Source organism: Rhizobium sp. PP-F2F-G48 (genome assembly GCF_004342335.1).
In the GTDB taxonomy this organism is placed as follows: Bacteria; Pseudomonadota; Alphaproteobacteria; order Rhizobiales; family Rhizobiaceae; genus Ferranicluibacter.
Genome location: NZ_SLVH01000005.1, coordinates 304,505 through 326,360, shown reverse-complemented (window position 1 = coordinate 326,360; position 21,856 = coordinate 304,505). Strand labels below are relative to the sequence as shown.

Below are 21,856 nucleotides of genomic sequence, written 5' to 3'. Positions count from 1 at the left end.
GCAGGACCATCGACACGCAGGATAACGCCAAAGCCATAATAACAAGGGAACGACGATCATGACCATGCATCTGAAACAGCTTACCCGACACGCAGGCGCGATGCTCGCGACCTGCCTCCTCGCCCAGACGGCGCTGGGCGGTGTCGCCCTGGCGCAGGATCGCGCGGCCCTCATGAGCGAGCATCGCGGCGGGACGATCACGCTCGCCGCCGTCTCGGCTGCCGGCACGGTCGATCCGATGATCAACTACACGGCCCAGTTCTGGCAGGTCTTCCAGATGACCTATGACGGTCTGGTCAAGTTCAAGCAGGCGGGCGGCAGCGATGGCTTCGAGATCGTACCCTCGATCGCCGAGGAGGTGCCGAAGCCGACCAATGACGGCAAGACCTACGTCTTCAAGATCCGCAAGGGCATCAAGTTCTCGAACGGCAAGGAGGTTACGCCGTCCGATGTCGTCGCCTCGTTCCAGCGCATCTTCAAGATCAAGGGACCAACCACGGGCAGCTTCTACAACGGCATCGTCGGCGCCGACAAATGCATCGCGGATGCCGCATCCTGCACGCTCGAAGGCGGCGTGACCGGCGACGACGCGGCGGGCACGGTGACGATCAACCTCGTCGCGCCGGACGCCGAAATCTTCTCGAAGCTCGCCGTACCCCACGCCTCAATCGTGCCGGCCGATGCGCCGCTGACGGACGCCGGCACCACGCCGATCCCGGGCACCGGCGCCTATATGATCGCGAGCTACGATCCGAATTCGGAAATGGTGCTGAAGCGCAACCCGTCCTTCAAGGAATGGAGCGTCGATGCGCAGCCGGACGGCTATCCCGACGAGGTCGTCTACAAGTTCGGCCTGACCGAGGAAGCGGCGATCAACGCCATTATCAACGGCCAGATCGACTGGATGTTCGACACGCCGCCCTCCGACCGTCTGCCGGAAATCGGCGCGAAATATGCCAGCCAGGTGCATATCGATCCGCTGGCGGCCTTCTGGTACGCGCCGATGAACACCAACCTTGCGCCTTTCGACAATGTGAAGGTGCGCCAGGCGGTCAACTATGCACTGGATCGCGATGCGCTCGTCGGCCTCTTCGGCGGCGACGTGCTCGGGCAGCCGGTCTGCCAGATCCTGCCGCCGGACTTCCCCGGCCATGTCGACAGCTGTCTCTATACGAAGTCGCCCGGCGAAACCTGGTCCGAACCGGACATGGAGAAGGCGCAGGCGCTGGTGGACGAAAGCGGCACCAAGGGCCAGAAGGTCACCGTCATCGCCGAGGACAATGCGGTCGCCCGCGGCATCGGCACCTATATCGCCAGCGTCCTCACCGAGCTTGGCTACGACGCCTCGATGAAGGCGATCTCGCCCAATATCCAGTTCACCTATATCCAGAACACCAACAACAACGTCCAGATCAGCGTCAGCCAGTGGTACCAGGACTATCCTGCGGCCTCGAACTTCCTGAACGTGCTCCTGTCCTGCAGTTCGTTCAACAAGGGCTCCGACGCCTCCATCAACATTGCCGGCTACTGCAACAAGGAGCTGGACGCCAAGATGAAGCAGGCGATGACCACGGCGCTGACCGATCAGGATGCCGCCAATGCCATCTGGGCCGAGATCGACAAGGGCTTCATGGAGCAGGCGCCGCTCGCCCCGCTCCTCACGCCGAAAAGCGTCAACTTCACCTCTGCCCGCCTCGGGAACTACGTGTTCAACAAGCAGAACCGCTGGTTCATCTCCCAGTCGTGGGTGAAGTAACCCTCCGGTGATGTAACGACAATCCGGCGGCGCAGGCCCATGAAGGCTCGGCGCCGCCGAACGTTCCCGCCAAGACCGCGCGGCTCTCGACCGCCAGACGCCTGCAGGAAATGACATGAGCATTCCGTCCGACATCGCGTCCACAGAGGCCTTCGTTCCCGAAGTGCCGCCCCTTGGTCTGCCGTCCCTTGGTCTGGAGGAAGACACCGGCCGGCGGGCGGGTGCGGGCCCCTGGCGTCGGGCCTGGCTGCTGATGCGGCGCGACAAGCCGACGATCCTCGCCGCCATCGTGCTCGTCCTCATCGTCCTCTCCAGCCTGTCGGCCCCGCTCTATGCCGGCTATGTCGCCGCCAGCGACCCGTTCCGCTCCAACCTGTCGGCGCGCATCACGGTCGATGGCAAGCGGGTCAAGGTCATGCAGGCCTCGACGGAGGGGCTCGGTCTCGGCGTCACGCCGATCGGCCCGACCTATGGCGCGCAATATTTTCTCGGTGCGGATACGCAGGGACGCGACGTTGCCGCCCGCCTTCTCTATGGCGGGCGGAATTCGCTGCTGATCGCGACGTCCGCGACCGTCATCTGTCTCGTGCTGGCCGCGATCATCGGCATCACCGCCGGCTTCTTCGGCGGCGTCACCGACCAGATCCTCTCACGCATCCTCGACATCCTCTGGGCGTTTCCGGTCTATCTTCTCGCCATCTCGCTTTCCATCGTGCTCCTGTCGCACGGCATCGTCATCGGGCCGATCGAGATCACCGGCGACAGCCTCCTGCTGCCCATCGTCATCATCGGCATCATCTATGTGCCCTATGTCGCGCGGCCCGTGCGCGGCCGGGTGATGGCGCTGAAGCGGAGCGAGTTCGTGCTGGCGGCCACCGGCCTTGGCATTCCCGCCTGGCGCATCCTCGTCAACGACATCCTGCCCAACGTCTCCACCATGCTGATCGTCTTCGTACCGCTGATGATGGCGCTGAACATCATCACGGAATCCTCGCTCTCCTTCCTGTCGATCGGCGTGCAGGCACCGGATGCGAGCTGGGGTACGATCATCCAGGACGGGCAGACATTGCTCTACACCCGCCCCGCGGTGGCGCTTGCGCCGGGCATCGCCATCGCGCTGACCGTCCTGTCGCTGAACGTGCTCGGCGACAGCATCCGCGATGCGCTCGATCCGCGCACGAAACTGGTCTGAGGAGAACGCCGATGGTCTTTGCCGTTCTCCAGCGCCTCGGTCAGATGCTCTTCGTCATGGTCGGCATTTCCGCGCTCGTCTTCCTCATCTTCTTCGCCACGCCGGGATCCGATCCGGCAGCACGGCTGGCCGGACGCAATGCCTCGCCCGAGACGGTGGAGGCGATCCGCAAGGATTTCGGCTTCGACCGGCCGCTGCCCGTCCAGTACGTCATCATGATGAACCGGCTGTTCGTCACGCAGGACCTGACCTCTTTCGTCAACCGCGGCCTGCGCATCGTGCCGGCCGTCGCCCAGGCCGCGCCCGTCACCCTGTCGCTGGTGGCCGGTGCCGCCGTGCTCTGGGTCATCGGCGGCATTCTCGTCGGCGTGGTGGCGGCGCTCGCGCGCGATACGCTGCTCGATCGCGGGCTGATGGTGCTGGCCCTGATCGGCGTGTCGATGCCGGTCTACTGGCTGGGCGAGGTCATGAACCTCATCACCCAGAGCCGCTTTCACGACACGATCTTCTTCTCCTGGGTTCCCTCGCTCGGCTACAAGCCGCTGCTCACCGACCCCTGGGGCTGGTTCAAGACGCTGATCATCCCCTGGTTCACGCTGGCTGCTCTCTATATCGGCATCTACGGCCGGGTTCTGCGCGCCAATCTGGTGGAGGCCTATCAGGAGGACTTCATCCGCACCGCCCGCGCCAAGGGCCTCAGCCCTGCGCGCGTGATGGTCCGCCACGCGCTGCGCACCTCGCTCATCCCCTTCGTCACGATGTTCGGTCTCGATTTCGGCGTGCTCGTCGGCGGCTCGGCGCTGCTCACAGAGGTCGTGTTCGGGCTGAACGGCGTCGGACGGCTGACCTATCAGGCGCTGCTCAACCTCGACCTGCCCATGGTCCTCGGCACCGTCATGTATGCTTCGTTCTTCGTGGTGGTGGCCAACGCACTGGTCGATGTCGTCTACGTCCTCATCGATCCGCGCGTGCGGGAAAGCTGAAGCCATGACCTCTGCGGAAAAACCCATCCTCCTCGACGTCAACGGCCTCACGGTCTCCTTCGCCACCGACCGGGGAATGGTCAGGGCGGTCCGCGATGTCTCCTTCTCCGTACGCGAGGGCGAAATCCTTTCGATCGTCGGCGAATCCGGCTCCGGCAAGTCCGTGACGCTGCTCTCGCTGCTCGGCCTCCACGATCGCAAGACGACGCGCGTCGAGGGCATGGTCTCCTTCCGCGGCCGCGGAATCCTCGATCTCAGCCCCGGCGAGCTGCGCAGCATCCGCGGCCGGGAAATCGGCCTGATCTCGCAGGACCCCATGACGGCGCTCAATCCCGTCTACACGATCGGCTGGCAGATCGCCGAGCAGATCCGCGCCCATGAAAAGATCTCCGCCCGCGCCGCCAGAAAACGCGCCGTCGAGCTTCTGGGCGAGGTCGGTCTCTCCAATCCGCAGGAAGCGGTGGACCGCTATCCCCATCAGCTTTCCGGCGGCATGCGCCAGCGCGCCGTCATCGCCATGGCGCTTTCCTGCAATCCCGCCCTCCTCGTAGCGGACGAGCCGACCACGGCGCTCGATGTGACCGTACAGGCGCAGGTGCTCGATCTGCTGCTGCGTCTGCGCAAGGATTTCGGCTCCGCCATCATCCTGATCACGCATGACATGGGCGTCGTCTCCGAGGTCGCCGACCGCGTTGCCGTGATGTATGCGGGCCGTATCGTCGAGCGCGGCGAAACGGAAGCGATGTTCGCAAGCCCGCTCCATCCCTATAGCTGGGGCTTGATGGGCTCCATCCCGCCCCTGACCGGCCCGCGTCTCGCCCGGCTGAAATCCATTCCCGGCATGCCGCCGACACCCGACAGGATCGGCGAGGGGTGTGGTTTCGCGCCGCGTTGCGCCTTTGCGCGATCCGCCTGTCTGGAGCGGCCGCCGCTGCGCAAGATCGGCACGCAGGCCGCTCTGTGCATTCTGGAGGAGTCGGAGCGCGCCGCACTCCGCCGCACCGTCCTGTCTGCGGAGGAGTTCGCATGATGCCGTCCGACCGTTCGAACCCGGTATCCGCAGCGCCGGAAGCTTCCGGGCTTTCCCCTTCGTCCCCGGCTCCGCTGATGTCGGCCCGGTCGCTCGTCAAGACCTTCACCGTCGGGCGGACAATGAAGCCCGGCTCGGGGCGCACGCTGCACGCGGTCGACAATATCAGCCTCGATGTCTTTCCGGCGGAAACGCTCGGTCTCGTCGGCGAATCCGGCAGCGGAAAATCCACGCTCGGCCGCTGCCTGACGCGCCTTTACGATATCAATGGCGGCACGCTGAGCTTCGAGGGCACCGATATCACCAAGGCGGATGCACGCGCGCTGAAACCGGTGCGCCGCAAGGTCCAGATGATCTTCCAGGACCCGTCCGCCTCGCTCAACCCGCGCCGCCGGGTGCGCGACGTGCTGGCCGAAGTGCTGAAGGTTCACCGCATCCGCGAAGGTGCCGGCATCGAGGATCGCCTCGGCGAACTCATGGACCTCGTCGGCCTGCGCCGGGAATATCTCGATCGCTACCCGCACGAGTTCTCGGGCGGCCAGCGCCAGCGCATCGGCATCGCCCGTGCGCTGGCAGTGGAGCCGAAGCTGATCGTGGCCGACGAGCCTGTCTCCGCGCTCGACGTCTCGGTGCAGGCGCAGATCGTCAACCTCTTCAGCGATCTGCGTGAAAGGCTCGACCTCACCTACGTCTTCATCGCGCATGATCTCGCCGTCGTCCGGCAGGTCTCGAGCCGCGTGGCCGTCATGTATCTCGGCTCCATCGTCGAGACCGGGGAGACCGATGCGCTCTACGCGCGTCCGAGCCACCCCTACACACAGGCCCTGCTGTCGGCGATTCCGCAGCCGCACAATCGCGGCCGCCGCGACCGCATCCTGCTTTCCGGCGAAATTCCGAGCCCCCTAGACCCGCCGGCCGGCTGCAAGTTCTCGACCCGCTGTCCGCAGGCGCAGGACATCTGCCGCCAGGTTCGCCCAGCGCTTTCGGCGATCTCCGCCGAGCGCCAGGTCGCCTGCCACTTTCCCCTGGGGTAGCCCATGACATCGAGGCGATGGGCGTGAATGTCGTTCGCCAGGCAGACGGGCGCCCGGCAGATGGGGTGGCCGCTGGCCGCTACCAGAGCTTGGTGTGCCGGTTGACATCCTTGTACAGCAGGTAGCGGAAGCGCCCGGGGCCGCCGGCATAGCAGGCCTGCGGGCAGAAGGCGCGCAGCCACATATAATCGCCTGCCTCCACCTCCACCCAGTCCTCGTTCAGTCGGTAGACCGCCCGGCCCTCCAGCACGTAGAGCCCGTGTTCCATCACATGCGTTTCGAGGAAAGGAATGACCGCGCCCGGCTCGAAGGTGACGATGTTCAGATGCATGTCGTAGCGCACGTCGTTCGGATCGAGGAACCGTGTCGTCGCCCAGCGACCGTCGGTATCCGGCATGGCGCTGATCTCGCAGTCGTCTTCATGGGTAAAGACGGCAGGCGGCGCTTCGAGCCCGTCGACCACCTCGAAGGCCTTGCGCACCCAGTGGAATTTCGCCGGCACGTCGCCCGTGTTTTTCAGCGTCCAGGCCCGTCCGGCGGGCAGATAGGCAAAGGAGCCGGTCCGAAGGGCCTTCTCCTCGCCTTCGAAGGTGATGACCATATTCCCGTCCACCACGAAGATGGCGGCGGAGGCGCGCGCATCCGGCTCGGGTCTTTCGCTGCCCCCGCCCGGTGCGACCTCCATGATGTATTGCGAAAAGGTCTCGGAAAAGCCGGTCAGCGGGCGCGAGAGGATCCAGGCGCGTGTTCCCGTCCAGTGCGGCAGCACGCTTGTGACGATGTCGCGCATGACGCTGCCGGGAATGACCGCATAGGCCGTGGTAAACACCGCCTTGCTGGAGAGGAGTTCGCTCTGGCCCGGCAGGCCACCCATGTTGGAAAAGAGACGCGTATTCTTCATCGGCTTGAGGGTATCCGTCCTGATTGTGACAGGGACACCTTAAAGCGGTCGGATGGGGAATGTGAGGATTTTCTTCACCGGCCTCGGCCGGTTTTCAGGCCACGCCGCGGGTCAGTTCCGAGTCCAGGCTGAGGATGAACTTCCAGAGCAGCTGAAGATCGAAATGATCGCCATGCTGCAGCATCCAGGAGAGGGCCATGGCGGACGACCAAGGCTTCTTGTAGGGCCGAACCGAAGTCACGGCCTCGTAGACGTCGCAGATCGTGCTCATCCGGACATAGATCGAAAGATCGGCCGCGGGGATGCCGTCCGGATATCCCTTGCCGTTCATGCGCTCGTGATGATGGCGACAGATGTCGAGCACGACGCCCGGCAGGTTGCCCTGCCGCTTGAGGATATCGTGTCCGACGGCCGGGTGCTGCATGATGACATCGCGTTCCTCCGCAGTGAGGGCGGCGGTTTTGTTGAGAATCTCGGTGGGAATCGCCAGCTTGCCGATATCATGCACGAGGCCTGCAAAACCGAGCACCCGCACGAGCGGCTCCTCGAATTGCAGATGCCGCGCGAAATGCACGAGCAGCGCCGACACGGCGACGGAATGCACGAAGGTCACCTTGTCCTTCGATTTCAGGCGGGTGATGTCGAGCAGGATGGCCGGGCTGTCGCCGATCTGGGTCGAGATGTCGCCGACGATCTCGGACACGCTCTCGATATCGATCGGCTCGCCGCTTCGGCTCCGATCGAAGGCACCTTCGAGTCGCTTGACCGAGGCCTGAACGATCTTGGCGGTGGCCTTGCGCTCCTCCGCAAGCGACCGCTTTCGTGGGGAAGGGCTCGGCGAGGGCACACTGGCAAGGCCACGGCTGGAGCCATCGACATCGACACCCTTGGCAAGGTTGATGTAGATGCCGGTGATCCGGCTGTTCTTGATGAGATCGACATGGGTATCCGATGTCAGAAGGAAGCGGCGCTGGCCGATCGGGTTGTCCTGCCAGGATCCCTCGAGCGACTCGATGAACATGCCGATCCGAGCCTCGTGCCTCTCGATACGTTTCACCATGCCGCTTTTTCCTCACCGCCTCCCTGCACACGCGCCTCCACGACAGCGCATCAGCAAGGAAGCGAACGCTGTCTGTCCGCCCGCGTGTTTCGGGGACCAAACGATCTTATACGCTAAGATTTTTAAGACATTACTAAGTCGAGAATGGAACGCGACGTTCTATTCTGTTTTTTGTTGTCGTAAGACAAAACGAGCAAATAAAGACAGACGAGTTGGAAGACACCCCTTTGGGTTGATCTTCGGATGCCATCCATCCCTATAGATTGCACCATGTCCCAGCCGGGCTGGCTTAGAGAGACGTGCTTTGCAGAGGCGGGCGTACCGAGGGGCGGATGCGGGGATAGCCGAATTCGGGATCGCGCGCCGAGAGCGCCTTGTGCAGATGCACCATGAGCCCGGCCGCAAAGAGCGGGGTGAGCAGGTTGACGATCGGAACAGCGAGAAAGGCGGCGAGAAGCAGCCCCGCGAGGAAGATCGTCGTGCGGTGCTTGGAGCGGAAAGCGCGGGCTTCTTCGGGCGGTCGGAACCGCATCGCGGCAAACTCGAAGAATTCCCGCCCGAGCAGGTAGCCGTTGACGAGAAAGAAGGCGACGAGGTTGATGCCCGGCACCAGCAGCAGAAAGAGCGCGATCAGATTGCCGACGATCACGACGCTGAGAAATTTCAGAGTGCCGCGGATCGCCTCGCCGATCGGCAGGGACCGGCCGGCGGGCTCGTTCGGATAATCCCGGGTCTCGATCACCTCCGCGACGTCATCGAGGAATAGCCCGGCGATCAGCGCCGTGACCGGCGCGAGCAGCAGGGCCAGCACGAGCGCCAGCCCGATGCTGGCGAAGATGATGAGGATGAAGGTGAACCAGCCGGCCCATTCCGGCGTGCCCGGCAGCATCTCGGTGACGAGCGGGGCGACGAAATAGACGAAGCTTTCGCGAAGACCGAGCCAGAGCAGCACGAGTGCAAGGATCGTCAGGCCCAGCGTCTTCCAGAACGCGGCGCGCGTTTCCGGTGCGAAGAGATTGGCCAATGACAGTCGGGCGGCGTGAAAGATCATCCGGCGGCTCCAGGATCGACGCGCATGCTGCAGCGCAACAGGTGATGTAGAGCGCCTTGGCCGTCCTCGCAAGAAGCCTGTCGATACCATGCTCTTCCCGGCGCTCCCCCGCGCGCAGCCCCGCAGAAATCACCACGGCCGATTTTGGTTTTCGTGAGAATGCAGTAGGAGAGAGAAGCAACCTCGTCGGAGCACCCCATGAACGATATCCGGACGGATCTCTCCGTCGCCAGCCTTGCCGTGCTCCTCCAGAACGGTGCGCTCGACCCGGTCGCGCTGACGGAAGCGGTGCTCGACCGGATCGCCGCGGCCGACCCGGCGATCTTCACAGAGGTTCTCGGGCCACGTGCGTTGCGGGAGGCCGAGGCCGCGCGTCTGCGCTTGGGAGCCGGCCGTTCGCGCGGTCTTCTCGATGGCATCCCCGTCGCCTGGAAGGACCTGTTCGACACGGAAGGTGCCGTCACCCGGGCAGGCTCGGTCGTGCTCGACGACGGGCCGGCGACGAAGGACGCGGCCGTCGTCGCCGCACTCGCCGCTGCCGGCATGGTGGCCGTCGGGCGGACCAATATGAGCGAATTCGCCTTTTCCGGCCTCGGCATCAACCCGCATTACGGCACGCCCGCCAATGCGGCCTCCACCGACGTTCCGCGCATTCCCGGCGGCTCTTCCTCCGGCTCGGCCGTGGCCGTGGCATCCGGCCTCGTGCCGGTCGCGATCGGCACCGACACGGGTGGCTCCATCCGCATTCCCGCAGCCCTCAACGGCATCGTTGGCTATAAGGCAACGCGCGGCCGTTACGCCATGGACGGCGTCTTTCCCTTGGCCGCAAGCCTTGATTCGCTCGGGCCTCTCTGTCGGACGGTGCAGGATGCCGTCTGGGTCGATGCCGCCCTGCGCGGCGTGAGCGTGCCAGAGGCCGGCCGCGGCGAGGTGGATGGACTGACGCTCGTCGTGCCGCAGACCGTGATGTTCGATGGCGCGGAGCCCGGCGTCGTCGCGGCTTTCGAGGCAGCGCTCGCGCGTCTTGCCGCTGCCGGGGCCCGTATCGAGCATCGGGCGGTGCCGCTCTTTACCGAGGTCTTCGAGCTCTTTGCCCGTCATGGCGCTCTCGTGACCGCCGAAGCCTTCGCGCTTCATCGCGAGCGGCTCGCCGGGACGGATGCGGAAAGGATGGACCCACGCGTCGTGGTCCGCTCGCGCATGGGCGAGAAGACGGCCATGGCCGACTACATCGCCCTGACCGCCGCTCGCCGAAGGATGATCGCCGCCTTTTCCGGCATGCTCGGCCCGCGCGACCTGCTCGCCCACCCGACGCTGCCCCATGTCGCCCCGCCGATCGCGCCGCTCCTGGCAGACGACGCGCTGTTCGTGGAGACGAATTTCCGGACGCTGCGCAACACGCTGGTCGGCAACTTCCTCGATGGCTGCGGCATCTCCATCCCCTGCGGAACGGGCGAGGCCGGAATGCCGGCCGGTTTTCTCCTCTCGGCGCCGCAGGGCGAGGACCGCCGCCTTCTGTCGGCCGCGCTCGCGGCCGAACATATCATAAGGGGTGAGGCATGATCGTCTGTTTCGACATCGGCGGTTCCGCCATCAAGGGGGCCGTCGCCACCTCGCCGGCCGACATTCGTCCGCTGACGCGCCGGCCGACGCCGCTGCACGATTTCGATGCCTTCGTCGCCGCGCTGGAGGATGCCTTCGCCGAGGCCGGCATCCGGCCGGAGCGCATCGCCCTGTCGATTGCCGGCGTGGTCGATCCGGAGACGCAGGCCATCACGGTCGCGAATATTCCCTGCCTCGACCAGCGACCTCTGGCCCGCGATCTGGGCAATCGACTTCAGATGCCGGTCCTGATCGCCAATGATGCGGATTGCTTCGCGCTCGCCGAAGCCGGGCTCGGTGCCGGACGCGGACACCGCATCGTCTTCGGCGTCATTCTCGGCACGGGCGTCGGCGGGGGTCTTGTCGCCAATGGACGGCTGATCAACGGCCATGGCGGCTTTGCCGGCGAATGGGGCCATGGCCCGGCCGTCGCCGCCACGGCCGGAAACCCGCCGGTCGCCATTCCCGCCTTTGCCTGCGGCTGCGGTCAGAGCGGCTGCGTCGACACGATCGGTGCCGCGCGCGGCATGGAGCGGCTTCACCAGGTGCTCCACAAGGAGACGCTGCCGAGCCACGACATCACCGCGCGCTGGCAGGCCGGCGATCCGGACGCCGCCCGCACCATCGAGGTTCTGGTCGATCTTGTTTCCTCGCCTTTGGCGCTCGCGATCAACATCACCGGTGCGACCATCGTGCCCGTCGGCGGCGGCCTGTCGGGCGTCACATCGCTGATCGAGGCGATCGACCGGACCGTCCGCACCCGCATTCTGCGCAAGTTCGATCGTCCGCTGGTCGTGCCGGGAGAATGCCGGATCGAACCCGGCCTGATCGGTGCTGCCCTGCTCGCACTCACGGGAGATGACCGATGAGCCCCGTTCTGCTCGAAGTCTGCGTCGATGACGCCTCGGGTCTCGTGGCCGCGGTGGACGGTGGCGCCGACCGGATCGAGCTCTGCTCCGCTTTGGCGCTCGGCGGCCTGACGCCGTCGGCCGGTCTGATGCAGCTCGCCGGCCGCATGTCCGTGCCGGTCTATGCGATGATCCGTCCGCGTGCCGGCGATTTCGTCTTTGACGAGACCGAGATCGCCATGATGGAAGCGGAGATCGATGCCGCACGGCAGGCCGGTCTGGCCGGCGTGGTCCTTGGCGCAAGTCTTGGCGACCGCACCCTCGATGCCGCCGGGCTCGCCCGTCTCCTGCAGCGCGCGAATGGGTTGGGACGCACCCTCCACCGCGCCTTCGATCTCGTGCCGGATCAGGCGGCCGCGCTGGAGACGGCGATCGATCTCGGCTTCGAGCGCATTCTCACCTCGGGCGGCGAAACGACGGCCGCAAACGGCATCGCGGCCATTGCGGATCTTGTCCGCAGGGCAGATGGGCGCCTGTCGATCATGCCGGGCTCCGGCGTCACGCTCTCGACCGTCGGGCCTGTGCTCGCCACCGGCGTCCGCGAGGTTCACGCCTCCTGCTCGGTCTCGGTTCCCACAGCCGATCGCCGCCTCGTGGACCTCGGCTTTGCGCCTGAGGCCGCGCGGCGGACCGATGCCGCTGTCGTGCGGGCACTGAAGGCCGCGCTCTGACCGAAAATCGCTGCCTCAGGCCGAGAACACGGCATGGCCGCCGATATAGGTCGCGACCATATCGAGATCGTCCGTCAGCAGAACGAAGTCCGCATCGAGTCCCGGCAGAAGCCGGCCCTTGACGGCAGAAAGGCCGATCGCGTCGGCGGGATAGGCGGATGCCATCCGGATCGCCTCGCCGAGCGGCAGGTCGAGCGTCCGGTGCACGAAGCGGACGGAGGACAGCATGTCGATGTCGGCGCCGGCCAACGTCCCGTCGGCCAGCGTCAGCCGGCCCTCGCGGCGAAAGATCTCGCGCCCGTTGAGCAGAAATCCGGTCTGGTCCGAGCCGATGATCGACATGGCGTCGGTGACCAGAAAGATGCGGCCTGGCCCGACCTTTGCCCGCAACGCGATGCCCATCGACACCGGATCGACGTGAAACCCGTCGGCGATGATCCCGGCATGCAGCGTGCCCAGATCGAGCGCCGCGCCGACGCAGCCGGGCTCGCGATGTCCGAGCGGGCTCATGGCGTTGAAGAGATGGGTCACGGTGCGCGCGCCGGCCAGCGCATAGGTCGCCACCGTCTCGTAGTCGGCAGCCGTGTGGCCGAGACTGACGGTGATGCCGGCCTTGCTCATGGCCGCCACCTGTTCCAGCGTCGCATTCTCGGGCGCCACGGTGACCATGACGGCATCGAACAGCGAAGCGCAGGCGAGGATGACGTCGAGATCGTCGGCCTCCATCGGCCGGATCAGATCGGGGTCATGGACGCCCTTGCGCGCGACCGACAGATGCGGGCCTTCGAGGTGCAAGCCGATGAAACCGGGAACGCCTGCAGCCCGCGCCTCGCGCGCGGCCGATATCGCAAGGCTGCGCACATCCGGCGTATCGGTGATGAGCGTCGGCAGAAGAGCCGTCGTGCCGAAGCGCGCATGCGCGGCGCAGATCGTGCGGATCACATCGACGCTCGGCGCATCGTTGAGCAGCGCCCCGCCGCCGCCATTGACCTGCAGGTCGATGAAGCCGGGCACCAGGATCTGCCCCTTGGCGGAAACCGTTTCGATTCCCTGCGGCAGCGCCTCCAGCGCGACGATGCCGGTCACGACGCCGGCGCCGACGAGGAGCGCCTGTCCGGCATGCCAGTCCTGCCCGTCGAAGATCCGGGCACCGGTGACGGCGAAGGCCGTGTCGTCGCGCTGTGCGTTCATCGCGTTTCCGTCACTTTCTTCAGCGCTGCCGGCTGATCGGGGTTGAAGCCCTTGGCGCGCGACCATGCCTCCACGAAGCCGTAGAAGGGGAGGATGAGGCAGAGCGCGTCGGTCAGCGGATGTCCGGTCGCAACGAAGGGCAGGGGTGCTGCGCGGCCATGGGCGTCCGCGGTCAGGAAGGCCCGCGCGCCCTTGCCGGCGAGATCGTCGAGAATGCCGGTGACGGAGGCCTCGGCTGCGTCACGCGCGGCGAGACCCAGAACCGGAAAGCGTTTCTCCACGAGCGCCACCGGCCCGTGCAGCACCTCGGCTGCGGAATAGGCCTCGGCGTGCAGGCCGGACGTTTCCTTGAACTTCAGGGCGGCTTCGCTGGCGATGGCGAGCGCCGGTCCGCGGCCGAGCACATAGAGCGAATCCGACGTTCCGATCCCGTCGAACAGCGCGCTCCAGTCGAGCGTCACGGCGCGGGCAAGATGGGTGGGCAGCTCGCGCACCGCGCGGTCGAGGGCTGCATCCTTCGTCCAGGCCGCGAGCACGGCAAGACCGGCGATGATCGAGTTCACATACGATTTGGTCGCGGCGACGGCGATCTCCGGGCCGGCCATGATATGCACTGGATGGGTGCTCGCTTCGGCGATCGGCGAGGGCAGCGTGTTGGTGAGCGCAATGGTAACGGCGCCGGCCTTGGTTGCGGCCTCGGCCATGGCAACGATGTCCGGGCTCTTGCCGGATTGCGAAATGGCGATCGAGCCGGCGCCGGAAAGCGCCATCTTCGCGCCGTAGATCGAGGCGAGCGACGGCCCGAGCGAGGCGACGGGGCGCCCCGTGGTCAGCTCGATCGCATATTTCAGGAACAGGGCGGCATGGTCGGACGAACCGCGGGCAATGGTCACCAGGAAAGCCGGATCGTGCGCGGCGAGTGCCGCACCCGCGGCATCGAGCGCATTGCGGGACCCTTCGAGAAGACGGGCGGCAGCTTCCGGGATCTCGTTGATCTCGCGGCGCATATGGGTCTGGTCGGTCGTCATGTCGTGCATGTCCTTAAAGGCCGTCTTCGCGTGGAGCCGCTTCAGGTGTCGGAAAGGCTGAGTTCAGCCACGAAATCATAGGCATCGCCGCGATAGAGCGAACGGGTGAACTCCACCACGCGGCCGGACGCCAGATAGGAGATGCGCTCGATCGACAGGCTGGCCGACCCGCTGGCAACGCCCAGCATCGCGGCGTCCGGATCCTTCAGCCCGCAGGCCGAGATCCGCTGCACCGCGCGCACCGGGCGGGCGTGCGACGTGTCGAGTTCGGCATAGAGCGAGGTCGTGACCCGCATCGGATCGGGCAGAAATTCCGCCGAGATGCTGGCCCGCTCGATGGCAAGCGGCATGTCGTCGGCGATCCGCAGCCGCCCGAGCCGCGCGACGAGCGCGTCGGCCGGCAGGCCGAGCGTCATCATTTCGTCCGGCGAGGCGGCAAAAAGCCCCCGCTCGATCCATTGGGCCCGCGTGGTCAGTCCGCGCCGCGCCATGTCCTCGGTGAAGGAGGTGAGGCGCGAAAGGGATTGCTGCACGCGCGCCAGCGGCTTGACGACGAAGGTGCCGGAGCCGTGACGGCGCACGAGAAGCCCGTCGCGCACGAGATCGTCCACTGCTTTCCGCACGGTGACCCGGCTGATCTGGGCATATTCGGCAAGGTCGCGCTCCGGCGGCAGCGCGTCGCCATGGTTGAGCTTCCCCGACTGGATCGCCTCTTCGAGAGACTGGCGCAGCTTGAGGTACAGGGGCCCGGCCCCCGCACCCTGCAGGCCTTCGAGCGGCAGGAGATGCGCCAGGTGATCGCTCATTGCGCCGCCTCCACCTGTTTCGAAGACGTGTCCGCGGGCAAGCCCTGGACCGCCAGTGCCACGGCTCCCGTCAGCGCGTCTGCGCGCGGTTCGGCAAACGCGATGCCGGGCCGCTCGGCCAGCCAGGGCCTGTAGAGCGGCGCGAGCCCGCCGACGAGGCAGAGCGTTTCGACGCCGCGGGCGACGATGGCGTCGAGCGTCTGGTCGATCCGCTGCGCAGCCGCCCGCACGAGGTCGATCGCGACGGGATCGCCTGCGTCGGCGGCCGAAAAAATGCTCGGCGCGTAGCGGCCGTAATCGGCCGGATGCGCGGTATGGGCAAACGCGATGATGGCCGCCGTCGAGTGGCCGAACGCCGCAAGCACCGTCTCGGTCAGGGAAGAGGACGGGCGTATGCCGTCATGGGCGAGCAGCGCTTCCTGCAGAAGGCCTTGCCCCAGCCGCGCGCCGCTGCCAAGATCGCCCACCTTGAAGCCGTGACCGCCGAGCATGGAGATCCCGCCCTTTTGCCGAATGCTGTAGACGGTGCCCGTTCCGAGACTTGCCACCGCGCCATCCCGGTCGCCGAGCGCGCCCTGCAGCGCGATCAGGACGTCGGACACGATCTGCGCGCGCGCAAACGGGAGACGCACGGCGATGAACGACACGGCTTCGGCCACATTGTTGCCGGCGAGACCGAGGACGGCGTCCGCCGAGGCGATCGCCGACACGGGAAGCCCCGCCTCCTGGAAAGCCGCTTCCGTCGCCAGCCGGATATGGGCCAGCGCTGTTTCCTGATCGGTCAGGATATTGGCAGCACCGCTGATGCCGCGCCCGAGAAGACGGCCGTCCGCACCGGCCACCGCTGCCCGGCACCGCGTCCCGCCACCATCGATTCCGACACGATAAAGACCCATGGAAAACCTCCGGTCCGATAATACCAAAAAAGGACCATTTACCAAGACGAAAATCAACAAAATGTGGAAAGCCACTTTTATCGGGTAAATTCATCAGGCTAGCTGCTTAGAATTCCGCATTGCGCTTTCAATTGACGCGATGCTCTTGATTTCCGGCGGCCTATTGGTATTCATTTGGACTTGTGGTGCAGGGAGGGTCGCGTGGCGAACAGGACGGAAGAGGGCCATGCGCAAGCACCGGATCTCGACAAGCGGGAGCCAGTTGCGATCCTGAAGCTTCTGGCGGAAGGCCAGCAGGCTGCGGCGCGCGCGGTCGATGCGGCCATCGAGCCGCTGGCGCTGGCGGCGTCTCTCGCCACCGAGGCGCTGCGAAGCGGTGGCCGCCTCGTCTATGCCGGTGCCGGCAGTTCCGGGTTGATGGCCATGGTCGATGCGCTCGAACTGCCGGGCACATATGGTCTCGCACAGCCTTCGGTCGTCGTTCTCCTCGCCGGCGGCACGGCGAGCCTTGCCGATCTCGCGGGCGGCTATGAGGATGATCGCGACCTTGGCGTGCGCGACACCGAGCAGGCGGGCGTCGGTGCCGGGGATTGCATCCTCATCGTCTCCGCCAGCGGCGGGACACCCTATGCGCTCGGTTGCGCGCAGGCGGCGCGGGCGGGTGGCGCCACCATCGTGGCCATTGCCAACAATCCCGGCGCGCGGCTGTTCGAGATGGCCGATGTCGCCGTGCTGCTGGAAACGCCGCCCGAGGTGATATCCGGCTCGACGCGCATGGGCGCGGGCACCGCCCAGAAGATCGCGCTCAACATGATTTCCACCCTTGTCGGCATCGGGCTCGGCCATGTCTATGATGGCCATATGGTCAATCTTCGGCCCGACAATGCAAAGCTGCGCCAGCGCGCCGCCCGCATGGTGGCCGCTATCGCCTCCGTCGATCCGCTCGAGGCCGAGCGCCATCTCGAAGCGGCCGGCGGCTCCGTTAAGCTCGCCGTCCTCCTCGCCTCGGGCGTCCCGGATCGCGCCACCGCGCAGCAGCGTCTCGATCGGGCGGGCCAAAGCCTGCGGCGGGCGCTGGCTCTTGGCGACACGGAGGAAAGGCGTTAGAGTCTTAACGGCAAAGGGCGAAGCGTTTTTCTACAAAGACAACGGAAAACAGCGAAGACGAGCGCTTTCTGGTTCTGAACGAACCAAACAGATGCGTGTGCGCCGAAAAGACTCCGGAAATTCACCGGGCCATCAGCGGCCATCAGCGGAAAGGCTCTCTCCTTGACCCTCGCCAGTCTTCTTGCCTATGCCGCGGCCCTCTTCGTTGCGGCGGCCATTCCCGGTCCCGGCATGACGGCGATCGTCGCGCGGGCGCTCGGCTCCGGCTTTCGCGATACGTTCCTGATGGGCCTTGGCCTCGTGCTGGGAGATCTCGTCTATCTCACGGGCGTCGTCCTCGGTCTCGCTTATGTGGCGCAGACCTTCACCACGGCCTTCCTCGTCATCAAGATCCTCGGCGCACTCTATCTCGGCTTCATCGCCTGGAAACTCTGGACGTCGGGCCTGATGGCGCAGGATGTGGAGGAAAACCGGGTGCGCACGTCTCCGGGCCTCGCCTTCCTCTCGGGGCTTCTGGTGACGCTCGGCAATCCGAAGACGATGCTGTTCTATGTCGCGCTGGTACCGACGCTGATCGATCTCGGTGCCATCGGACCGCGCGACTACATCTTTCTCGTGCTGACCACCTTCGTGGTGCTGCTTTCGGTGCTCATTCCCTATATCGTGCTCGCGTCCCGGGCACGCCAGTTCCTGCGCCGGCCGAAGGCGCTGATGATCCTCAACCGGGGCGCGGCGAGCATGCTGGGCGCGACGGCCGCCTATATCGCGCTGCGCACCGCATGAACTCTCTGCTCAGGCCGAAGCCGAGCGCTTAGATGGAGCGCTGCGCAAACCCAGTGGTGATTTATCGGGCCGCGATCCGCGCGGACCAGAGTTTCCGGTAGGTCTCGATTTCGTCCCACGGACCAAGCGGCGTCACGGCCTCGGCGGATGCGGATGCGGATGCGACAGGCGCCGCCTTTCCCGCAAGCAGGGCAGCACCGAGGCTCGTTCCCGTCGAGCCCTCCAGCGCCAGCACCTGCCGGCCGGAAAAGGCGGAGAGTGTGCTGAGATAGAGGCCGTTCTTCGCAAACGGTCCTTCGACCAGGATCGGCCCGCCGGCATCGAGAAGCCGCAGGCTCTCCTGCGTCATCAGCGCGAGATAAAGGCAGATCGCCGCCTGGCGCTCGTCATCCGCTGCGCCCTCCGCCGAGACCCATTTCGCCGTCATCGCCGGGAAGGGGCCGCAGCCGGTCACCACCGATGGCAGAAGCATCATGCCGCGCGTCATCACCGCCAAGGGTAACGATGCATCGCCGGTTCCGGCCTGCAGGGTCTCCCGTCCGGCCGTCAGCATTTCGTATTCCCGCCCGCCCATGAACCGTGCCGATGGAACCGCGCGGCCGAAGGCATCGACATTGGCAAGCGTGTCGCGTGCGGGATCGAGTTGTCCGAGATCGCCGCCGACGCCGAAGGAGACGACCCATGTACCGGTGGAGACGACCGAGAAGGGCGCCTCGCGCACCATCAGATGCGGCAGCAGCGAGGCGTTGCTGTCGTGGATACCGCAATGGACCGGGACCTCGCGGTCCGCGTCGAGCCCGATGTCCATAGCAAGCTGTGGAAGAAGCGGCCCCAGCACGTCGAAGGCGGATCGTACCGGCGCCATGAGCCCGGAGAGGTCGAGCGTCTCGACCAAGCTCGAAAACTGCGAAAGAGCCGGGTTCCAGAGATCCGTATGGCATCCGAGCGACGTCACCTCCGTCGCAAAGCAACCGCTGAGCCGGCCGGACCAGTATTGCGCATAGGTGACGATGGTGCGGACCCGCGCGAATTCCGCGGGAAACGCGGTCCTCTGATAATGCAGCTGGGCGCCGAGGTTGAGCCCCATGGCCAGTCTCGGAGAAAAGGTTTCGATGAAGCCCGGGCGGAGGTCTTCATAGGCGGCCTGGATCTCCGGCGGATAATCATGCTCGTAGTCGAGCACGGGCATGGCCAGCGCGCCCTGCGCATCGAGAAGGGCGGCGGCTGCCCCATGGGTCGTGACCGAGATCGCATCGAACCCCGGCGTCTCCGCCACCGCCTTGAGCGATGCGAGGAGGAACGCCCAGAGCGCGTCCGTATCGTAATGGGGATAAGGCCCCGTCCCGATCACGCGGTTTGCCATCCGGTGGGATACGAGTTCGCGACCGCTGGACGTATCGTAGACGACGAGCTTGGCATTGGTCTTGCCGACGTCGAAGACGGCGACCCGGCCCGGCGCCCGATCGGTCCTGCGGGTCATGGCTGTTCCGGCAGATGAAAGACGGGGATCAGGTCGCGCGACACCGGCGCATTGTCGGGATGTGTCTGCATGATATCGGCCATATGCGCCCACCAGCGCTTCATCACCGGGTGCTCGGGCAGGGCGGCCATCTGGTGGTCGCGGGCGCGCGAGAGCACGCCGAACAGCGTCAGAGTCTCCGGGTCGAGAAAGATCGAATAGTCGCGAACCCCGGCCTGCGCGAGCAGCGCGCTCAGTTCAGGCCAGATCGCGTCGTGGCGGCGGCGATATTCCGCCTCCTGGCCCGCATGCAGCTTCATGACGAAGGCGTGGCGTTCGAGGGGGCTGTCGGGCGTCATCAGGACCTCGCCTTGATGCGGCGCGCCAGGATCGGCAGCGCGATGGTGATGATGAGGAGCAGGCCGATAAAGATCGACATGACGATGCCCGGCACGTTGAGCAGCCCGAGCCCGAAGGTGACAAGGCCCATGACGAAGGCGGCGATGACGACGCCGCCGATCGTGCCGGAGCCGCCGAGAATGGAGACGCCGCCGAGCACCACCATGGTCACGACCTCCAGCTCCCATCCCTGCGCGATCGACGGCCGGGTGGAACCGAGGCGGGAGGTGAGGCAGACGGCGGCGATGCCGCTCATCAGGCCGGTGAGCAGAAACAGGATGAACTTGATCCGCTCGACGGGAATGCCGGAAAAGCGCGCGGCAAACTCGTTGTTGCCGATCACCTTGACCTGCCGCCCGAAATTCGTCGCATGCAGGAGCACGGCGAAGATGCCGGCCAGCACGAGGAACAGCACGAACTCGAACGAAAACACCCAGACGACATAGCCCTGCCCGAAGAAGGCGAAGTCGGCGGGGTAGCCGCCATAGGCCTTGTCGCCGAGCACGATATAGGAGAGGCCGCGAAACAGGCTCATCGTGCCGATGGTGACGACGATGGAGGGCAGCTTCATGCCGGAAACGAGCACGCCGTTGACGGTGCCGCAGGCAAGGCCGACACAGACGCCGATGGCGACCAGCCCTGCCGCGCCGACGCCCGCTTGGGCTGCCGCGCCCATGGCGGTCGAGGCGAGCGCGATGATGGCGGCGACCGAAAGGTCGATCTCGCCGGCGATCACCAGCAGCGCCATGGCAAAGGCGATCATTGCCTTTTCGGTGAAGTTGAAGGTGGCGTCCGAGAGGTTCCAGGCATCGAGAAAATAGGGTGAGGCCAGCGAATTGAACACAAAGATCGCGACCGCCACGCCGAGAAGCAGCACTTCCCAGCTGGCCAGCAGCCGGCGGAGCGGCGTGCCCAGCCGGTCGGGAATGGCGCGGCGTGCGGGCTGCGACGGTTCGGGCTGGGGAGATGTCGAGGGGATCGCGCTCATGCCAGGGCCGCCTTGTTGATCGTGTCGGGGCCGCCGTCTTCCGCTGCCCGGTTGCGCAGGATGATCCGCCCGCGGTTGCGCTCGCGCCGGGCGTTGAACACGACGGCGAGAATGATGACCGAGCCGGAGATCGCCATCTGGGTGAAGGGAGAGATGCCGATGACCGGAAGCGCGTTCTTGATGACGCCGAGGAACAGGGCGCCGAGCACGGTGCCGATGACGCTGCCGACGCCGCCCGCGATCGAGATTCCGCCGATGACGCAGGCCGCGACGCTGTCGAGCTCGAAGCCGATGGCGATGTCGACATAGGCGACCGCATAGCGCGACACCCAGAGATAGCCGCTGAGACCGGCAAGCGCGCCCGACAGCGTGAAGGCGAGAAAGCGCGTGTAGCCCACATCGATCCCGGCATAGACCGCAGCCACGGGATTGCCGCCCGCCGCATAGGCCGAGCGGCCGAAGGGCGTGTAGCGCGCCATCAGATAGACCAGCACGACGACGAGCACCGCGACCCAGGAGAGGACCGGAAGCCCGGCGACCGCCAGCCGGGGCACGTTGAGAAACTCCGGCGTCATCTGGTGCGCATTCACCCAGGCGCCGCCCGAGAGAACGAAGGCCATGCCGCGATAGATCGTGAGCGTGCCCAGCGTCACCACGATCGGCGGCATTTCGAGCCGCCAGACGAGAAAGCCGTTGATGGCGCCGAGGGCGGCCCCGATGCCGATGGCCAGCAGGATCAGAAGAACGAGCGGCAGGCCGGGCACCGCCGCATTCAGCATCGCCACCGCCATGCCGCTGAAGGCAAGGTTGGCGGCAACCGAAAGGTCGATCGACTTCGTCAGGATGACCGTCATCTGCGCCAGCGCCAGGATGATCAGGATGGCGGTATCGTTGAAGATGACGGCGAGGTTGCGGGGGTTCCCGAAGCCGGGGGCGCGCGTGGAAAAGGCGATCACCATCAGGGCGATGATGAGGAAGAGCAAAGTTTCGCGTTTCTTCAGAAGGGTCATG

Annotated in this window: 21 protein-coding genes; 10 read left to right on the top strand and 11 right to left on the bottom strand. The window is 65.8% G+C overall.

All coding sequences use genetic code 11. The features are described from left to right. Positions 1-58 precede the first annotated feature (58 nt). From C8J36_RS14635 to C8J36_RS14615, 5 genes are all read left to right on the top strand, one after another. Positions 59-1,756: an ABC transporter substrate-binding protein gene (locus C8J36_RS14635; RefSeq protein ID WP_245506567.1), complete on the top strand. Its 1,698-nt coding sequence runs from the start codon at positions 59-61 to the stop codon at positions 1,754-1,756. A gap of 115 nt (positions 1,757-1,871) precedes the next feature. Further along, positions 1,872-2,948, top strand: coding sequence for an ABC transporter permease (locus C8J36_RS14630; protein ID WP_132535897.1), 1,077 nt, complete (start codon positions 1,872-1,874; stop codon positions 2,946-2,948). Positions 2,949-2,959: 11 nt separating this feature from the next. Further along, positions 2,960-3,931, top strand: a complete 972-nt coding sequence (locus C8J36_RS14625; RefSeq protein ID WP_062595540.1) for an ABC transporter permease — start codon at positions 2,960-2,962, stop codon at positions 3,929-3,931. A gap of 4 nt (positions 3,932-3,935) precedes the next feature. Then, positions 3,936-4,961, top strand: coding sequence for an ABC transporter ATP-binding protein (locus C8J36_RS14620; protein ID WP_132535895.1), 1,026 nt, complete (start codon positions 3,936-3,938; stop codon positions 4,959-4,961). Then, a complete protein-coding gene (locus C8J36_RS14615; RefSeq protein ID WP_207897511.1) occupies positions 4,961-5,995 on the top strand; it encodes an oligopeptide/dipeptide ABC transporter ATP-binding protein in 1,035 nt (344 codons plus the stop codon). The genes C8J36_RS14620 and C8J36_RS14615 overlap by 1 nt, the downstream gene beginning before the upstream one ends. A gap of 79 nt (positions 5,996-6,074) precedes the next feature. On the opposite strand, the gene C8J36_RS14610 is transcribed toward C8J36_RS14615, so the two are convergent. The 3 genes from C8J36_RS14610 to C8J36_RS14600 form a co-directional block, all read right to left on the bottom strand. After that, positions 6,075-6,896 (bottom strand): bifunctional allantoicase/(S)-ureidoglycine aminohydrolase, encoded by an 822-nt coding sequence (locus C8J36_RS14610; RefSeq protein WP_132535891.1) that lies wholly within the window; start codon positions 6,894-6,896, stop codon positions 6,075-6,077. A gap of 94 nt (positions 6,897-6,990) precedes the next feature. After that, positions 6,991-7,956: an HD-GYP domain-containing protein gene (locus C8J36_RS14605; RefSeq protein ID WP_132535889.1), complete on the bottom strand. Its 966-nt coding sequence runs from the start codon at positions 7,954-7,956 to the stop codon at positions 6,991-6,993. A 289-nt stretch (positions 7,957-8,245) separates the two neighbouring features. Next, positions 8,246-9,007, bottom strand: a complete 762-nt coding sequence (locus tag C8J36_RS14600; protein ID WP_132535887.1) for a sulfate transporter family protein — start codon at positions 9,005-9,007, stop codon at positions 8,246-8,248. Positions 9,008-9,205: 198 nt separating this feature from the next. Between C8J36_RS14600 and C8J36_RS14595 the strand changes: the two genes are divergently transcribed. Genes C8J36_RS14595 through C8J36_RS14585 form a run of 3 tightly spaced genes read left to right on the top strand, consistent with a single transcriptional unit; the run spans position 9,206 to position 12,188 of the window. Further along, entirely contained in the window at positions 9,206-10,570 is a 1,365-nt protein-coding gene (locus tag C8J36_RS14595; RefSeq protein ID WP_132535885.1) for an amidase, read from the top strand. After that, positions 10,567-11,478 carry an ROK family protein gene (locus tag C8J36_RS14590; RefSeq protein WP_132535883.1) on the top strand — a complete coding sequence of 304 codons (912 nt, stop codon included), beginning with the start codon at positions 10,567-10,569 and terminating at the stop codon, positions 11,476-11,478. Before C8J36_RS14595 ends, C8J36_RS14590 begins: the two co-directional genes overlap by 4 nt. Continuing rightward, on the top strand, positions 11,475-12,188 hold the full coding sequence (locus C8J36_RS14585) for a copper homeostasis protein CutC (RefSeq protein ID WP_132535881.1): 714 nt from the start codon (positions 11,475-11,477) through the stop codon (positions 12,186-12,188). Before C8J36_RS14590 ends, C8J36_RS14585 begins: the two co-directional genes overlap by 4 nt. Before the next feature lie 15 nt (positions 12,189-12,203). Here C8J36_RS14585 and nagA read toward each other — a convergent pair whose 3' ends face one another. From nagA to C8J36_RS14565, 4 genes are read right to left on the bottom strand one after another with little or no spacing between them, the layout of a single operon-like run. Further along, entirely contained in the window at positions 12,204-13,379 is a 1,176-nt protein-coding gene (gene nagA, locus C8J36_RS14580) for an N-acetylglucosamine-6-phosphate deacetylase (RefSeq protein WP_132535879.1), read from the bottom strand. Continuing rightward, positions 13,376-14,407 (bottom strand): SIS domain-containing protein, encoded by a 1,032-nt coding sequence (locus tag C8J36_RS14575; RefSeq protein WP_062595531.1) that lies wholly within the window; start codon positions 14,405-14,407, stop codon positions 13,376-13,378. Before C8J36_RS14575 ends, nagA begins: the two co-directional genes overlap by 4 nt. A 41-nt stretch (positions 14,408-14,448) precedes the next feature. Beyond that, a complete protein-coding gene (locus C8J36_RS14570) occupies positions 14,449-15,213 on the bottom strand; it encodes a GntR family transcriptional regulator (RefSeq protein WP_062595530.1) in 765 nt (254 codons plus the stop codon). Beyond that, positions 15,210-16,109 carry a BadF/BadG/BcrA/BcrD ATPase family protein gene (locus tag C8J36_RS14565; RefSeq protein WP_132535877.1) on the bottom strand — a complete coding sequence of 300 codons (900 nt, stop codon included), beginning with the start codon at positions 16,107-16,109 and terminating at the stop codon, positions 15,210-15,212. The genes C8J36_RS14570 and C8J36_RS14565 overlap by 4 nt, the downstream gene beginning before the upstream one ends. Positions 16,110-16,310: 201 nt before the next feature. On the opposite strand from C8J36_RS14565, the gene C8J36_RS14560 reads away from it, so the two are divergent. Both C8J36_RS14560 and C8J36_RS14555 read left to right on the top strand, forming a co-directional pair. Then, a complete protein-coding gene (locus C8J36_RS14560) occupies positions 16,311-17,216 on the top strand; it encodes an N-acetylmuramic acid 6-phosphate etherase (protein ID WP_132535875.1) in 906 nt (301 codons plus the stop codon). A gap of 162 nt (positions 17,217-17,378) precedes the next feature. Further along, entirely contained in the window at positions 17,379-17,999 is a 621-nt protein-coding gene (locus C8J36_RS14555) for a LysE family translocator (protein WP_132535873.1), read from the top strand. 61 nt (positions 18,000-18,060) lie between these two features. Here C8J36_RS14555 and C8J36_RS14550 read toward each other — a convergent pair whose 3' ends face one another. Genes C8J36_RS14550 through C8J36_RS14535 form a run of 4 tightly spaced genes read right to left on the bottom strand, consistent with a single transcriptional unit; the run spans position 18,061 to position 21,855 of the window. Then, positions 18,061-19,479 (bottom strand): FGGY family carbohydrate kinase, encoded by a 1,419-nt coding sequence (locus C8J36_RS14550; protein ID WP_132535871.1) that lies wholly within the window; start codon positions 19,477-19,479, stop codon positions 18,061-18,063. Continuing rightward, positions 19,476-19,817 (bottom strand): L-rhamnose mutarotase, encoded by a 342-nt coding sequence (gene rhaM, locus C8J36_RS14545; RefSeq protein ID WP_132535869.1) that lies wholly within the window; start codon positions 19,815-19,817, stop codon positions 19,476-19,478. The genes C8J36_RS14550 and rhaM overlap by 4 nt, the downstream gene beginning before the upstream one ends. Next, positions 19,817-20,845 (bottom strand): ABC transporter permease, encoded by a 1,029-nt coding sequence (locus C8J36_RS14540; RefSeq protein WP_132535867.1) that lies wholly within the window; start codon positions 20,843-20,845, stop codon positions 19,817-19,819. Before C8J36_RS14540 ends, rhaM begins: the two co-directional genes overlap by 1 nt. Beyond that, entirely contained in the window at positions 20,842-21,855 is a 1,014-nt protein-coding gene (locus tag C8J36_RS14535; RefSeq protein ID WP_132535865.1) for an ABC transporter permease, read from the bottom strand. The genes C8J36_RS14540 and C8J36_RS14535 overlap by 4 nt, the downstream gene beginning before the upstream one ends. Position 21,856: the final 1 nt, after the last annotated feature.

Coding starts and splice junctions, on each gene's coding strand:
- C8J36_RS14635 (WP_245506567.1), top strand. CDS start 59: ATGACCATGCATCTGAAACAGCTTACCCGACACGCAGGCGCGATGCTC.
- C8J36_RS14630 (WP_132535897.1), top strand. CDS start 1,872: ATGAGCATTCCGTCCGACATCGCGTCCACAGAGGCCTTCGTTCCCGAA.
- C8J36_RS14625 (WP_062595540.1), top strand. CDS start 2,960: ATGGTCTTTGCCGTTCTCCAGCGCCTCGGTCAGATGCTCTTCGTCATG.
- C8J36_RS14620 (WP_132535895.1), top strand. CDS start 3,936: ATGACCTCTGCGGAAAAACCCATCCTCCTCGACGTCAACGGCCTCACG.
- C8J36_RS14615 (WP_207897511.1), top strand. CDS start 4,961: ATGCCGTCCGACCGTTCGAACCCGGTATCCGCAGCGCCGGAAGCTTCC.
- C8J36_RS14610 (WP_132535891.1), bottom strand. CDS start 6,896: ATGAAGAATACGCGTCTCTTTTCCAACATGGGTGGCCTGCCGGGCCAG.
- C8J36_RS14605 (WP_132535889.1), bottom strand. CDS start 7,956: ATGGTGAAACGTATCGAGAGGCACGAGGCTCGGATCGGCATGTTCATC.
- C8J36_RS14600 (WP_132535887.1), bottom strand. CDS start 9,007: ATGATCTTTCACGCCGCCCGACTGTCATTGGCCAATCTCTTCGCACCG.
- C8J36_RS14595 (WP_132535885.1), top strand. CDS start 9,206: ATGAACGATATCCGGACGGATCTCTCCGTCGCCAGCCTTGCCGTGCTC.
- C8J36_RS14590 (WP_132535883.1), top strand. CDS start 10,567: ATGATCGTCTGTTTCGACATCGGCGGTTCCGCCATCAAGGGGGCCGTC.
- C8J36_RS14585 (WP_132535881.1), top strand. CDS start 11,475: ATGAGCCCCGTTCTGCTCGAAGTCTGCGTCGATGACGCCTCGGGTCTC.
- nagA (WP_132535879.1), bottom strand. CDS start 13,379: ATGAACGCACAGCGCGACGACACGGCCTTCGCCGTCACCGGTGCCCGG.
- C8J36_RS14575 (WP_062595531.1), bottom strand. CDS start 14,407: ATGACGACCGACCAGACCCATATGCGCCGCGAGATCAACGAGATCCCG.
- C8J36_RS14570 (WP_062595530.1), bottom strand. CDS start 15,213: ATGAGCGATCACCTGGCGCATCTCCTGCCGCTCGAAGGCCTGCAGGGT.
- C8J36_RS14565 (WP_132535877.1), bottom strand. CDS start 16,109: ATGGGTCTTTATCGTGTCGGAATCGATGGTGGCGGGACGCGGTGCCGG.
- C8J36_RS14550 (WP_132535871.1), bottom strand. CDS start 19,479: ATGACCCGCAGGACCGATCGGGCGCCGGGCCGGGTCGCCGTCTTCGAC.
- rhaM (WP_132535869.1), bottom strand. CDS start 19,817: ATGACGCCCGACAGCCCCCTCGAACGCCACGCCTTCGTCATGAAGCTG.
- C8J36_RS14540 (WP_132535867.1), bottom strand. CDS start 20,845: ATGAGCGCGATCCCCTCGACATCTCCCCAGCCCGAACCGTCGCAGCCC.
- C8J36_RS14535 (WP_132535865.1), bottom strand. CDS start 21,855: ATGACCCTTCTGAAGAAACGCGAAACTTTGCTCTTCCTCATCATCGCC.